11 protein-coding genes are annotated in these 12692 nt (G+C 52.5%); 8 read left to right on the forward strand and 3 right to left on the reverse strand.

The features are described 5' to 3' along the window. Positions 1-18: 18 nt before the first annotated feature. The 5 genes from fadA (at position 19) to IQ22_RS12735 (ending at position 5230) form a co-directional block, all read left to right on the forward strand. Positions 19-1194 (forward strand): acetyl-CoA C-acyltransferase FadA, encoded by a 1176-nt coding sequence (gene fadA / locus IQ22_RS12715; protein ID WP_145142365.1) that lies wholly within the window; start codon positions 19-21, stop codon positions 1192-1194. 60 nt (positions 1195-1254) lie between these two features. Then, complete coding sequence (locus IQ22_RS12720; protein WP_145142368.1) at positions 1255-1506, forward strand: DUF1653 domain-containing protein; 252 nt, start codon at positions 1255-1257, stop codon at positions 1504-1506. Positions 1507-1651: 145 nt separating this feature from the next. Continuing rightward, on the forward strand, positions 1652-4258 hold the full coding sequence (gene topA / locus IQ22_RS12725; protein ID WP_145142370.1) for a type I DNA topoisomerase: 2607 nt from the start codon (positions 1652-1654) through the stop codon (positions 4256-4258). An 85-nt stretch (positions 4259-4343) separates the two neighbouring features. Continuing rightward, a complete protein-coding gene (locus tag IQ22_RS12730; RefSeq protein ID WP_145142372.1) occupies positions 4344-4862 on the forward strand; it encodes a DUF6586 family protein in 519 nt (172 codons plus the stop codon). A 131-nt stretch (positions 4863-4993) separates the two neighbouring features. Beyond that, the gene (locus tag IQ22_RS12735) at positions 4994-5230 is read left to right on the forward strand and encodes a hypothetical protein (RefSeq protein WP_010797699.1); all 237 of its coding nucleotides are present in this window, start codon (positions 4994-4996) and stop codon (positions 5228-5230) included. Here IQ22_RS12735 and sulA read toward each other — a convergent pair whose 3' ends face one another. Both sulA and lexA read right to left on the reverse strand, forming a co-directional pair. Further along, positions 5231-5704, reverse strand: coding sequence for an SOS-induced cell division inhibitor SulA (gene sulA, locus IQ22_RS12740; RefSeq protein WP_145142373.1), 474 nt, complete (start codon positions 5702-5704; stop codon positions 5231-5233). 25 nt (positions 5705-5729) lie between these two features. Then, entirely contained in the window at positions 5730-6344 is a 615-nt protein-coding gene (lexA, locus tag IQ22_RS12745) for a transcriptional repressor LexA (protein WP_145142375.1), read from the reverse strand. Between the two features lie 170 nt (positions 6345-6514). Between lexA and IQ22_RS12750 the strand changes: the two genes are divergently transcribed. The 3 genes from IQ22_RS12750 to IQ22_RS12760 all read left to right on the forward strand — a co-directional run bounded on the left by IQ22_RS12750 (position 6515) and on the right by IQ22_RS12760 (position 9090). Further along, positions 6515-7225 (forward strand): TetR/AcrR family transcriptional regulator, encoded by a 711-nt coding sequence (locus tag IQ22_RS12750; RefSeq protein WP_145142378.1) that lies wholly within the window; start codon positions 6515-6517, stop codon positions 7223-7225. A gap of 119 nt (positions 7226-7344) precedes the next feature. Further along, positions 7345-8343, forward strand: coding sequence for a beta-N-acetylhexosaminidase (nagZ, locus tag IQ22_RS12755; protein WP_145142864.1), 999 nt, complete (start codon positions 7345-7347; stop codon positions 8341-8343). A 9-nt stretch (positions 8344-8352) separates the two neighbouring features. Then, positions 8353-9090: an S-methyl-5'-thioinosine phosphorylase gene (locus IQ22_RS12760; RefSeq protein ID WP_145142380.1), complete on the forward strand. Its 738-nt coding sequence runs from the start codon at positions 8353-8355 to the stop codon at positions 9088-9090. A 49-nt stretch (positions 9091-9139) separates the two neighbouring features. On the opposite strand, the gene mfd is transcribed toward IQ22_RS12760, so the two are convergent. After that, positions 9140-12589, reverse strand: a complete 3450-nt coding sequence (mfd, locus tag IQ22_RS12765) for a transcription-repair coupling factor (RefSeq protein WP_145142382.1) — start codon at positions 12587-12589, stop codon at positions 9140-9142. Positions 12590-12692 lie beyond the last annotated feature (103 nt).

Raw genomic sequence — 12692 nt, forward strand, 5'->3', positions numbered from 1 at the left:
GAGCAGAGCGAGAATTTTATGAGCCTGTATCCAAGAGACGTTGTTGTCGTCGACTTTGGCCGGACGCCGATGGGCCGCTCCAAGGGTGGCATGCATCGCAATACCCGGGCGGAAAATATGTCTGCCCATCTTATTACTCAGTTGTTAGCGCGTAATCCGCAGATTAACCCGGCTGAAGTTGAAGATGTTATTTGGGGGTGCGTGAACCAGACTCTGGAGCAGGGTTGGAACATTGCCCGAATGGCCTCGCTGATGACGCCGATCCCACATACTAGCGCCGGCCAAACGGTCAGCCGTCTGTGCGGTTCCTCCATGAGTGCCTTGCATACCGCCGTCCAGGCAATCATGACAAATAATGGCGATGTCTTTGTAGTTGGTGGTGTTGAGCATATGGGCCATGTCAGCATGATGCATGGCGTTGACCCTAATCCGCATCTGTCACTTTATGCCGCAAAAGCCTCAGGTATGATGGGTTTGACGGCTGAATTGCTGGGCAAAATGCACGGTATCTCGCGTGAAGCGCAGGACAAATTCGGCTATCGCTCTCATCAGCTAGCGTGGAAAGCCACTATGGATGGCGCCTTCAAAGATGAAATTATCCCGATGGAAGGTCATGATGAGAACGGCTTCCTGCGCGTTTTCGACTACGATGAGACGATTCGCCCTGACACGTCGCTCGAGGGGCTTGCCGAACTCAAGCCTGCATTCAATCCGAAAGACGGTACCGTAACCGCAGGTACATCCTCGCAAATCACTGACGGTGCTTCCTGCATGATCGTTATGTCAGGTCAGCGTGCCATGGACTTGGGACTCCAACCGTTGGCCCGTATCCGTTCAATGGCTGTGGCAGGTGTTGACCCAGCTATCATGGGCTATGGACCAGTTCCCGCTACTCAGAAAGCGCTCAAGCGTGCGGGTCTGACAATAGATGACATCGATTATGTCGAGTTGAACGAAGCCTTTGCTGCACAGGCCCTGCCTGTTCTCAAGGATCTTAAGTTGCTCGACAAAATGGAAGAAAAGGTCAATCTTCATGGAGGTGCCATTGCACTAGGTCATCCCTTCGGTTGCTCTGGAGCGCGAATTTCCGGCACGCTATTAAATGTAATGAAGCAAAAAGGTGGTCAGTTAGGCGTTGCGACCATGTGTATTGGGCTTGGTCAAGGTATTACTACTGTTTTCGAACGCGTCTAACCGTTACACGTGCTACCGGAGCCGGGGCTAAATGCCCCGGCTTTTCTTTCTGGAGGGAACATGAAGTTACAACCTGGGCTCTATCGACATTACAAGGGTCAGGATTATCGAGTCCTAGGCGTTGCCAAACATTCTGAAACGGAGGAGGAGTTGGTGATCTATCAGGCACTATATGGCGAATTCGGCCTCTGGGCACGCCCGTTGAGTATGTTCATTGAGAGTGTCGAGGTGGACAGTGAGCGGGTTCCTCGCTTTGCTTTGATCCGAGTTGAAGGGTCATTTGTAGACCAAGAAGTGCCAGCGCAACCTTGACCTGGCTCCGTTCGCCACTATATATAGCGGTGCCGCATGGCCAAGCCGCCATAGCTTATCAGTCGCTGCTGCACGGCCGCTCGCTTGTTGTGCTGTCTCGCCTCTACCGTTTTATCCGTTTAATAACGCAGGAATTAACCGATACATGGGCAAATCGCTGGTCATCGTGGAATCCCCGGCTAAGGCCAAGACCATCAACAAGTATTTGGGCAACCAGTACGTGGTGAAGTCGAGTATCGGCCATATTCGCGACTTGCCTACGAGTGGTTCGGCAAGTGCGAGTAAAGAACCAGCCACGAAAGGACGTAAGTCTGCCGAAGCGCCCGCCCTGTCTCCAAAGGAAAAGGCGAAGCGTCAACTGTTCTCTCGCATGGGCGTCGATCCTGAACACGGCTGGAAGGCGCAGTACGAGATCCTTCCAGGTAAAGAAAAGGTCATCGAGGAGCTGAGGCGCCTGGCCAAGGAGGCGGATACTGTTTATCTCGCAACCGACTTGGATCGTGAAGGAGAGGCTATTGCCTGGCACTTGCGTGAAGCAATTGGTGGCGATGGAAGCCGTTACAAGCGTGTCGTCTTTAACGAGATCACGAAAAAAGCTATTCAGGAGGCTTTCTCTCAGCCAGGTGACTTGGATATCAATCGTGTCAATGCTCAGCAGGCTCGTCGATTCCTGGATCGCGTGGTTGGTTACATGGTTTCGCCTCTGCTTTGGCAGAAAATAGCCCGTGGTCTTTCGGCTGGAAGGGTTCAGTCTGTAGCCGTCAAATTGCTGGTGGAGCGGGAGCGTGAAATCCGTGCGTTCGTGCCGGAAGAGTACTGGGAAATCCATGCTGACCTTGCCACGCCCAAGAAGAGCAAGGTGCGCTTCGAGGTGGTGCGTGAAAAAGGCGAGGCCTTCAAACCGCTAAACGAAGCCCAGGCTATGGCAGCGGTTGAGAAGCTCAAGGTCAGCAGCTATAGCATCATTAAGCGTGAAGACAAGCCGACCAGCAGTCGGCCATCCGCACCGTTTATTACATCGACCCTGCAACAGGCGGCCAGCAATCGTCTCGGATTCGGAGTAAAGAAGACAATGATGATGGCCCAGCGTCTGTATGAGGCGGGTTACATCACCTATATGCGTACCGACTCGACGAATTTGTCTGCAGACGCCATCGGTATGGTACGTGGATTCATCGAGAGCGAGTTCGGCGAAAAATATTTGCCAACTAAACCCAATGTTTACAGCAGCAAGGAAGGCGCGCAGGAGGCCCACGAGGCAATTCGTCCCTCTGATGTCAATACGCGTCCAGATCAGTTGTCTGGTATGGAGCGAGATGCTGAGCGTTTGTATGATCTGATTTGGCGTCAGTTCATTGCCTGCCAGATGCCGCCAGCTGAGTACCTATCGACGACAGTTACAGCCAAAGCCGATGATTTTGAGTTGCGTGCTAAGGGACGTATCCTTAAATTTGACGGCTTTACTCGGGTGCTGGCTCAGCAAAGCCGGCCGGGTGAGGACGATGTATTGCCTGAGATGAAGCAGGGCGATTCCATGCAACTCCTCAATCTCGATCCCAGCCAGCATTTTACTAAGCCGCCAGCGCGCTATTCTGAAGCCAGTCTGGTTAAGGAGCTCGAAAAGCGCAGCATTGGCCGTCCTTCAACGTATGCTGCCATCATCTCGACGATTCAGGATCGGGGCTATGCTACGGTGCATAATCGCCGTTTTTACGCCGAGAAAATGGGCGACATCGTTACCGATCGCCTGAACGAAAGCTTTTCGGATCTGATGGATTATGGCTTTACCGCCAGCATGGAAGACAACCTTGATAATGTTGCGCAAGGAGAACTCGACTGGAAGCGCCTGCTCGACACGTTCTATGCAGACTTCAAGAAAAAGTTAGAAGCGGCAGAAACCGGCGAAGGTATGCGTGCCAATCAGCCCACCATGACGGATATTCCGTGTCCGTTGTGCAGTCGGCCAATGATGATTCGTACGGCTTCGACAGGGGTTTTCTTGGGGTGCTCGGGGTATAGCCTGCCGCCTAAAGAGCGCTGCAAGGGCACTATCAATCTGATTCCCGGCGATGAAATCGCTGATGATGACGAGGGCGAGTCCGAGTCACGAGTATTGCGCGGTAAGCACCGCTGCGACATCTGCGGGACGGCTATGGATGCCTATCTGATCGACGAACATCGCAAGCTGCACATTTGTGGTAATAACCCGGACTGCGCTGGCTATGAAGTTGAGCACGGGAGCTATCGCATCAAGGGATACGAGGGTCCTTCGCTCGAATGCGATAAATGCGGCAGCGAAATGCAATTGAAAACGGGCCGCTTCGGTAAGTTTTTCGGTTGCACAAACAGTGAATGCAAGAACACACGCAAGTTGCTGAAGAATGGTGAACCTGCGCCGCCTAAGATGGACGCGATTCCTATGCCAGAGCTCAAGTGCGAAAAGGTCAACGATACCTATGTGTTGCGTGACGGTGCTTCAGGTCTGTTTCTGGCAGCCAGCCAATTTCCTAAGAATAGAGAAACGCGGGCGCCACTGGTCAGCGAACTGTTACCGCATAAAGACGAGATTGATCCAAAGTATCATTATTTGCTTAGCGCACCGGCTCGTGATCCAGAGGGACGCTCTGCTGTAATTCGCTTCAGCCGAAAGACCAAGGAGCAATATGTACAGACCGAAGAAAACGGCAAGCCTACAGGCTGGCGTGCCTTCTTCGATAATGGTACGTGGAAGGTTGAGGACAAACGGAGCTGATAGTGGAGCTTGTTTGCTATTCTGAACGTATTCATTAGGGCAGAGCAGGGCAGGGCTCAAGGGCCTTGCCTTGGGAGGAACCAGTATGGCCCATGAGTTGTATACACGTACTAATCAGAAGCTCTACTTTGCAGGCCTGAGTCTTGAAGCCTGGCGCAAAGCCGAACAGACTCAGTCTATGAATGCTCAGGGGCAGGTTCAGGCGGAGCGGGAAGCTACCTTATTCCATTTATATGGCGCGATTCTTGGGCTCTGTCATGAGGTGGCAGGTTATTATCGCTCACCAAATGCACAGGCTCGTTTGGTAGAAGATATTCTAACTGAAGAAACGTTGGCCGCTTCTCCTGGTCCTGAGCTAGCTGAGTTAATTGAGCTAGCTCAGCATTCGGAAACATGGCTGGCTAAGTTACTTGTTGAGTTTGCCTGTCTACATAAGCCACCTCGGCCTCCCAGGCAAGTCAAAGCTGACCCAGGCCTGCCCTTGATTACAGCCGTTAGCCTTGATGAGGAGCCGCAGCTGTTAAGTCACGAAACACTTGATGAGTGGCGTAAAAATATCAAGGAATTGGCTTTGCGGTTTCGTGGGGCCTTAACAGAGTGGTAATTCTGCTTAAGATGTGATGCGTCTCGCTTCGATAAGCGTGACACTTGACATTTATTGCCACGACTATCGATAGAGCCTAGGGAAGGGCAGGTGCGACTGTTACAATGCCAGCGCCTGCTGGAGATTCTTATATGTCTACGTCTTATCTTGAAATTGTTGAACTGGCTGATGGCCGTATCGTTTTACGGCGTGCTGATGGTGAAGAAGCACTTGTCACTTTAGAGTTTTCATCAGATGCCAAAGACTTCCTGCATGGCCAGCAAGTTGAAGTTGCCAAGGCGATGTTCAATCTGGGGGTTCAGATGGCTGGCCGTCTGGCCGAAGGTGACATGATTGAACGCGAGGATACACCTCGCGTTCTGCACTGATCAGCCTAAGCGAATATTCAGGCTCTGCGCCTCGCCTGTTTGGGCGGCCAGAGCCAGCTTTCTTTTATCAGTGGCTCTCATGCCATGAAGCCAACTGATTACAGTATGGCTTTGCCCAGAACGTAGCGCTTCACAAGCTAGGTCCAATGCCTGCTTACCTTGTCGAGGCTGCAGTAATAAGATTCTATTCAGGTTTAGCTCTCTAGAGCGAAGCCATGTAGTCGTTAGTAGCGTGGGCGGGGCGATCAGTGTCAGCCAGCGGGGGTCTAGTTCTTCGCTCAGCTCGCGTAGCATAGGCGCTAATAAATGCAGGCAATGGTCTTGCGCTCCATTTAGTGTTAGCTCACTGAATGATTCTGGTAATGTAGCCGCTGGAAGAGGCTCTGCCAAAAAAGGATTAAGACGAGGCGGAACAACCAGTGTGTCATGGAACAAGGGAAGCTGTGCTCGATCCGGGGGCAGTAACGTTTGCATAAAACCTCCTTATTGGCACGCCTGGTTAGCGGCGAATAACACCTACACTCAGGCCTTCGATAACTAAGTCCTGTTCTTTTAGATCAACCTCTATGGGCTGGAAGTCGGGATTTTCAGCGATTAACCAGACTTTATCGCCTTCACGCTTGAAACGTTTTACCGTAACTTCGTCACCTACCCGGGCCACAACAATCTGGCCGTTGCGCGCTTCGCGTGTAACATGCACAGCCAGTAGATCACCGTCGAGAATGCCAATGTTTTTCATGCTCATCCCTTCTACTTTTAAAAGGTAGTCGGCACGTGGCTGGAAAAAGTCAGGATTGATATTGCAATTCTCTTCGACATGCTGCTGCGCTAGGATCGGTGCGCCCGCTGCTACACGTCCAATAACAGGTAGCTCGCCTTCAGCCGAGGCTTTTTTGGCCTCAAAACCTGGAATACGAATTCCACGTGAAGCACCAGGCGTCATTTCGATAGCGCCCTTGCGAGCAAGAGCTTTCAAGTGCTCTTCAGCAGCATTGGGTGATTTGAAGCCTAATTCCTGAGCAATTTCCGCGCGGGTAGGAGGAAACCCATTCCCTTCTAGGCAGCGCTTGATAAAGCCTAGGATTTCGGACTGTCTCGGCGTGAGTTTTTGCATGATGAGATTCTGGCTTTATATACAGGTCCTGGGATTATATACAGTATTTGGGGTGGGGCAACTAACTTTCTTGATGCCTCTAAAACCGTTTTTATAGCAATAATATTTACTATTGACGGGTTGTTGTTTTAAACATATGTTTAAAACATTTTACAATCAGGTGGTTATCAATGGCCCAGTCAGAGACGGTTGAGCGGATTCTGGATGCCGCCGAGCACTTGTTCGCGGAGCGTGGTTTTGCCGAAACATCGCTTCGCTTGATCACAAGTAAAGCGAATGTGAATTTGGCTGCGGTGAATTATCATTTCGGCTCTAAGAAAGCATTGATCCAAGCGGTTTTTTCACGCTTTCTCGATCCTTATTGCGCTTCTCTGGATACTGAGCTAGATCGTCGTTATGGCAAATCAGGTACTCGCCCTGATCTTGAGGAGCTTTTTTATCTGTTGGTGGATCAGGCATTGGCCATCAAGCCCCGTCATGGGAACGACCTGTCTACATTCATGCGCTTACTGGGATTAGCCTTCAGTCAAAGCCAGGGACATCTACGTAAATATCTTGAGGAAGCTTATGGGCGTGTCTTTCGACGATACATGGCGCTTGTTGCAGAGGCCTCGCCTGCGATTCCGCCCCTCGAGTTATTTTGGAGAGCCCATTTCACACTGGGTTCAGCTGTATTCAGCATGTCGGGTATCAAGGCCCTGAAAGGAATGGCGGAAAACGACTTTGGTGTACACACCTCTACCGAACAAGTGCTTCGCCTGATGGTGCCTTTTATGGCGGCTGGGATGCGAACCGATAGCACCATGACCGACCAAGTGCTTGCCTCTGCTCAGTTTAAGCCACACAAGCCTGGCGTCAGCCTCGATTCCTCGCGTTTTTGATGAAATAGCGCTTGTAGACAACTATCGGGCAAATTCCGTCAGGCTTTATTAGTTACACATTGATCAGCGAGGGTTGAGAAGGCACCATGCCAAGCTTTCTTGGTGTCTTGGGGATTCGTATGCAGGGCTCGTTGATGCTGGATGTAGATGGCACATGGTTGACGGCTGAAGACCGACAGCTTATCCGGCAGCCTGAAGTAGGCGGTTTGATACTCTTCGCTCGCAATATCGAACATCCCCGACAGGTCAGGGAACTATGTGCTGCTATCCGCGCCGAGCGTCCTAATCTATTGCTGGCAGTTGATCAGGAAGGGGGCCGTGTACAGCGACTAAGGCAGGGCTTTGTCCGGTTACCTGCCATGCGCAGTTTTGCCGCACACGAACAGGCGGCGTCGCTTGCCGAGGCGTGCGGATGGCTAATGGCAACAGAGGTGCTGGCTTCTGGGCTTGATTTCAGTTTTGCGCCAGTTTTGGATCTGGATCATGGCCGCAGCGCTGTTATTGGTCAGCGAGCCTTTGAGGGTAATCCTGGGCGGGCTGTCCAGTTGGCTGGCGCCTTTATCCGCGGTATGCATTCAGCTGGCATGGCGGCTACAGGCAAACATTTTCCGGGGCATGGCTGGGCCGAGGCGGATTCGCATGTGGCGATTCCGACAGATGAACGTGATCTTGAGCAGATTCGTAATACAGATCTTGTGCCTTTTCAACGTCTGGCCGCGACGCTTGATGCTGTAATGCCGGCTCATGTCATCTATCCGCACGTCGATGCTCAGCCGGCTGGTTTCTCCCGCCGCTGGCTGAAGGAGATTTTGCGTGGCGAGTTAGGCTTTCATGGCGTCATTTTTAGTGACGATCTTTCTATGGCAGGTGCTCATATTGTAGGGGATGCAGCCAGTCGTATCGAGGCGGCACTGTCTGCCGGATGTGATATGGGATTGGTCTGTAACGATCGTGCTGCTGCTGAGCTGGCTTTAATGACATTACAGCGACTTGGAACTTCGCCGCCAAGCCGCTTGAAAATAATGCGAGGCCGCGCTTTTCCTTCGATTGAATATCGCCAGCATCCGCGGTGGCGCTTGTCTGTTTCCATCTTGCGTGATGCAGGTTTGATTGAGTAAGGAGACGCTATGCCCGTTTACGCCATTATTGGCGGGACAGGCCTTACCCAACTGGAAGGCCTGACTCTCGATGAATCCATTACTATGGATACGCCCTATGGCGCACCGTCAGCTGCTATTGTTAAAGGTCATTATGCTGGGCGCGAAGTGTTATTCCTGGCGCGTCATGGTCATCCGCACCGGATTCCTCCGCATCAAGTTAACTATCGGGCCAATATATGGGCGCTCAAGCAGGCGGGTGCCGAGGCAGTACTGGCAGTTAATGCTGTAGGTGGCATTCATGCTGCCATGGAAAGCGGGCATTTGTGCGTGCCGCATCAAATCGTGGATTACACTTCAGGTCGGGCTCATACCTTTTTCGAGGGTGATCTTGAGGTTGTGACTCATGTCGATTTCAGTTATCCCTACGACGAACCGCTCCGTCAGCGTTTGATTACCGCTTTGCAGCAGCAGGGCTATAGCTACAGCTCCCATGGAGTATATGCCTGTACTCAAGGGCCGCGCCTGGAAACGGCTGCAGAAATCGTCCGGCTCGAACGGGACGGCTGCGATATTGTGGGGATGACGGGGATGCCCGAAGCGGCTTTGGCGCGTGAGCAGGACTTGGCTTACGCCTGCCTGGCGTTAGTCGTGAATCCAGCAGCAGGCAAGGTGACAGGTATTATCACCATGGCTCAAATTGAGCAGGCTTTGCACAACGGCATGGGTAAGGTGAAACAGGTCTTAGCGGCAGTATTGGCAGACTGACTCAGAAAGGTGTATCCGGCGACTCGGTCAAGAGTCGCCGGATACAATCTCATGTGCCTTCTGGAGCGAGGCGTTCGAACAGGGCTTCGATAATGTTGAAGCGATCCTCTGGCCGTTCCATGGGCACCTGGAACTTGAAAAGCGTCGCGCCTTCCAGACGATATTTATTGGGCTGGCTTTGAATCATTTTTACCAACACCAGCGGATCGACTTTTGTATCGGAGCCGAATTCGATACGTCCACCTTGAGGGCCAGCGTCGACTTTTTTTATACCTAGAATCTCTGCCTTGATCTTCATTAGCGTCAGGCGTACCAGATTCTTGACGGCATTAGGTAAAAGACCGAACCGGTCGATCATTTCCACTTGCAGTTCTTTCAGCGCATCTTCATCGGCTGCCGAGGCGATACGTTTGTATAGAATCAAGCGGGTATGCACATCAGGTAAATAATCTTCGGGAATCAAGGCGGGTACCCGTAGATTAATGTCTGGGCCGCCTCCTAATGGTTGCTCGAGATTAGGTTGCTCGCCCTTGCGAATCGCCTTGACGGCCCGCTCCAGCATTTCCATATAAAGAGTAAAGCCAACGGCTTGTATCTGGCCGCTCTGACCTTCTCCCAGCAACTCACCTGCTCCGCGGATCTCCAAATCGTGCGTGGCCAGAATAAAGCCAGCTCCCAAATCCTGCGCGCTTGCAATAGCCTCCAGGCGTTTTTCAGCGTCAGGGGTCATGGCTTTGCGCGGTGGAGTAAGCAAGTAGGCATAGGCCTGGTGATGGCTACGGCCAACTCGCCCGCGTAACTGATGAAGCTGGGCCAAGCCGAACTTGTCGGCACGTTCGATGATGATTGTATTAGCGCTAGGGACATCAATCCCGGTCTCGATGATGGTTGAAGCAACAAGTACATTAAAGCGCTTATGGTAGAAATCACTCATCACCTGCTCCAGTTCCCGCTCGCGCATTTGGCCATGGCCAATACCTATACGTGCTTCTGGTACCAGTTCGGCCAGGTCGCGTACGCATTTCTCAATGGTCTTGACCTCATTGTGCAGGTAATAGACCTGTCCGCCGCGCAGCAGCTCACGCAGCAAGGCCTCTTTAATGACAGCGTTCTGTTGTTCCATTACGAACGTGCGTACGGAAAGGCGTCTTGCAGGGGGAGTAGCGATAATAGACAGGTCACGCATACCGGCTACGGCCATGTTCAATGTCCGCGGAATCGGTGTTGCCGTCAGGGTGAGAATATCGACTTCGCTGCGTAGTGCTTTGAGACGTTCCTTCTGGCGCACGCCGAAACGATGCTCCTCGTCGATGATGACCAAGCCCAGGCTCTTGAACTTGACATCATCCTGCAACAGCTTGTGCGTCCCGATGATAATGTCGATCTTGCCATCCGCCAGCTCTTGTGCAGCTGCGTCGATTTCCTTGGCTGACTTGAAGCGGGACATGACTTCTACACGCACAGGCCAGTCAGCGAAACGGTCTCGGAAGCTATTGTAGTGTTGCTGGGCAAGCAATGTTGTAGGCACAAGAACGGCTACCTGTTTGCCGCTGTGCACCGCTACGAAGGCTGCACGCATCGCGACTTCGGTCTTGCCGAAGCCGACGTCGCCACATACCAGGCGGTCCATGGGCTTGCCTGTGAGCATGTCCTTGATGACCGCATCGATAGCTGCTTGCTGGTCGGGTGTTTCCTCGAATGGAAAGCCCGCTGCGAACGTTTCGTAATCGAGCTTGGGGTCATTGAAGGCAAAGCCTTCCCGTGCCGCTCGACGTGCGTAGATATCCAGCAGTTCGGCAGCTACATCACGCACCTGCTCAGCCGCTTTGCGCTTAGCCTTCTGCCAGGCTTCTGAGCCTAGTTTATGCAGCGGTGCCAGAGCATCATCCGTACCGGAATATCGTGCGATCAGGTGTAAGTTAGCTACCGGAACATAGAGTTTGGCTTCATCAGCGTATTCGAGTAGCAGAAACTCCTGAGCCTGTCCTTCAAGCTCTAGCGTCACCAGCCCCATATAACGACCAACTCCATGATCGATATGTACGACCGGAGCACCTTCACGTAGCTCGGTCAGGTTCTTGATGACGTTATCGCCGTGTTCGCTTCTTTTCTCGCGACGTCGGCGCTGCATGATCCGTTGGCCGAACAGAGGGCTTTCGGCAATCAGCGCAACGGCTGGATTTTCAAGCAGCAAGCCTTCATCCAACGGGGCGATGGTAATGCTGAAGCGCTCGTTGCTGGTATAGAAGTCTTCCCAGCTCTCGACCGTATCAGGGCGTAGGTTGATGCGCGCCAAGAGTTCTAGCAGAACCTCACGGCGTCCTGCCGATTCGGCTGTGAATAAGACGCGTCCATTAAAGTCGGTGAGAAACTGCTGAAGTGCAGCCAGTGGTTGATTGGCTTTGGCTTCAATTGCCAGGTCGGGTAGGGGGCGAGCCGAAAAGCGTTCGCGGCCTACGCCAGACTCAATGTCTTCATGGCTAATGGTAATCCGTGGCCATTGCTTTAGACGGGCAAAGCATTCCTCTACCGGAACAAATACTTCAGCAGGAGGGAGTAAAGGACGCTCAGGGTCGACCCGGCGATCTTCATAGCGGGTGCGTACATCGGTCCAGAAATACTCTGACGCTTGCTCAATACCGGGCAGTGAAAAGACCTGCGCATTCTGTGGCAAGTAGTCGAAAAGAGTCGAAGTCTCGTCAAAGAACAAGGGCAGATAGTATTCGATACCTGCGGGTGTTAAGCCGCTGGTAAGATCCTGATAAAGGGGGCTGCGGCGATAATCAACATCGAAACGCTCACGGAAGCGTGCTCGAAAACCGCTTACTGCTTCTTTGTGCAACGGAAATTCACGTGCCGGGAGAAGGCGGATCGACTCGACCTTATCAATGGAGCGCTGGGTTTCCGGATCGAAGGTGCGTAGGGTTTCGATTTCGTTATCAAACAGATCGATTCGATAAGGCAGGCTGCTGCCCATCGGAAACAGGTCGATCAAAGCTCCTCGTATAGTGAATTCGCCACGTTCGTAAACGGTATCAACATAGCGGTAGCCCGCCGCCTCCAGGCGTGCCCGCATGGCCTCTACATCCAGGCTTTGCCCAACGTCCAGGACCAGGCTGCTGCCGAGGAGGAAACGCGTGGGTGCCATACGATGTAGGGCAGTAGCGATGGGGACTACCAAAATACCGTGGTTGAGCTCTGGCAGGCGATAAAGCGTAGCTACACGTTGAGAGATAATGTCCTGGTGTGGCGAAAAGACATCATAGGGTAACGTCTCCCAATCGGGAAAATGCAAGACTGGAAGGTTAGGTGCAAAGAAGCGCAGTTCCTGTTCGAGTCGTTCGGCACCTTGGCTATCAGGCGTTAATAATACGGTGAAGCGTTGGCTCGCAGCACTTGCGGCCTCGGCAATAGCTAGACTTAGCGCGGCCCCGGGAAGATTTCCCCAGTGTTGGCGTCCAGCGGTATCGGGAGTTGATGGAGTACGCAAAACGGGCACGCGGGTAAGGCTCCGTTAAAAAAATATCTGAGTAGGGATTGTAACGATCAGTGTGTCTCGCTGTCAGTGCAACGACGCGCGAAGATTGCCCGTTTAGGCAGGT

This window comes from Pseudomonas duriflava (genome assembly GCF_007830155.1).
GTDB lineage: Bacteria > Pseudomonadota > Gammaproteobacteria > Pseudomonadales > Pseudomonadaceae > Chryseomonas > Chryseomonas duriflava.

What these genes read in the sequence shown, in the direction of transcription:
- IQ22_RS12760 (WP_145142380.1), top strand. Translation starts at nt 8,353, where the DNA reads ATGCCCGTTTACGCCATTATTGGCGGGACAGGCCTTACCCAACTGGAA.
- IQ22_RS12735 (WP_010797699.1), top strand. Translation starts at nt 4,994, where the DNA reads ATGTCTACGTCTTATCTTGAAATTGTTGAACTGGCTGATGGCCGTATC.
- lexA (WP_145142375.1), bottom strand. Translation starts at nt 6,344, where the DNA reads ATGCAAAAACTCACGCCGAGACAGTCCGAAATCCTAGGCTTTATCAAG.
- IQ22_RS12750 (WP_145142378.1), top strand. Translation starts at nt 6,515, where the DNA reads ATGGCCCAGTCAGAGACGGTTGAGCGGATTCTGGATGCCGCCGAGCAC.
- sulA (WP_145142373.1), bottom strand. Translation starts at nt 5,704, where the DNA reads ATGCAAACGTTACTGCCCCCGGATCGAGCACAGCTTCCCTTGTTCCAT.
- topA (WP_145142370.1), top strand. Translation starts at nt 1,652, where the DNA reads ATGGGCAAATCGCTGGTCATCGTGGAATCCCCGGCTAAGGCCAAGACC.
- IQ22_RS12730 (WP_145142372.1), top strand. Translation starts at nt 4,344, where the DNA reads ATGGCCCATGAGTTGTATACACGTACTAATCAGAAGCTCTACTTTGCA.
- nagZ (WP_145142864.1), top strand. Translation starts at nt 7,345, where the DNA reads ATGCAGGGCTCGTTGATGCTGGATGTAGATGGCACATGGTTGACGGCT.
- fadA (WP_145142365.1), top strand. Translation starts at nt 19, where the DNA reads ATGAGCCTGTATCCAAGAGACGTTGTTGTCGTCGACTTTGGCCGGACG.
- IQ22_RS12720 (WP_145142368.1), top strand. Translation starts at nt 1,255, where the DNA reads ATGAAGTTACAACCTGGGCTCTATCGACATTACAAGGGTCAGGATTAT.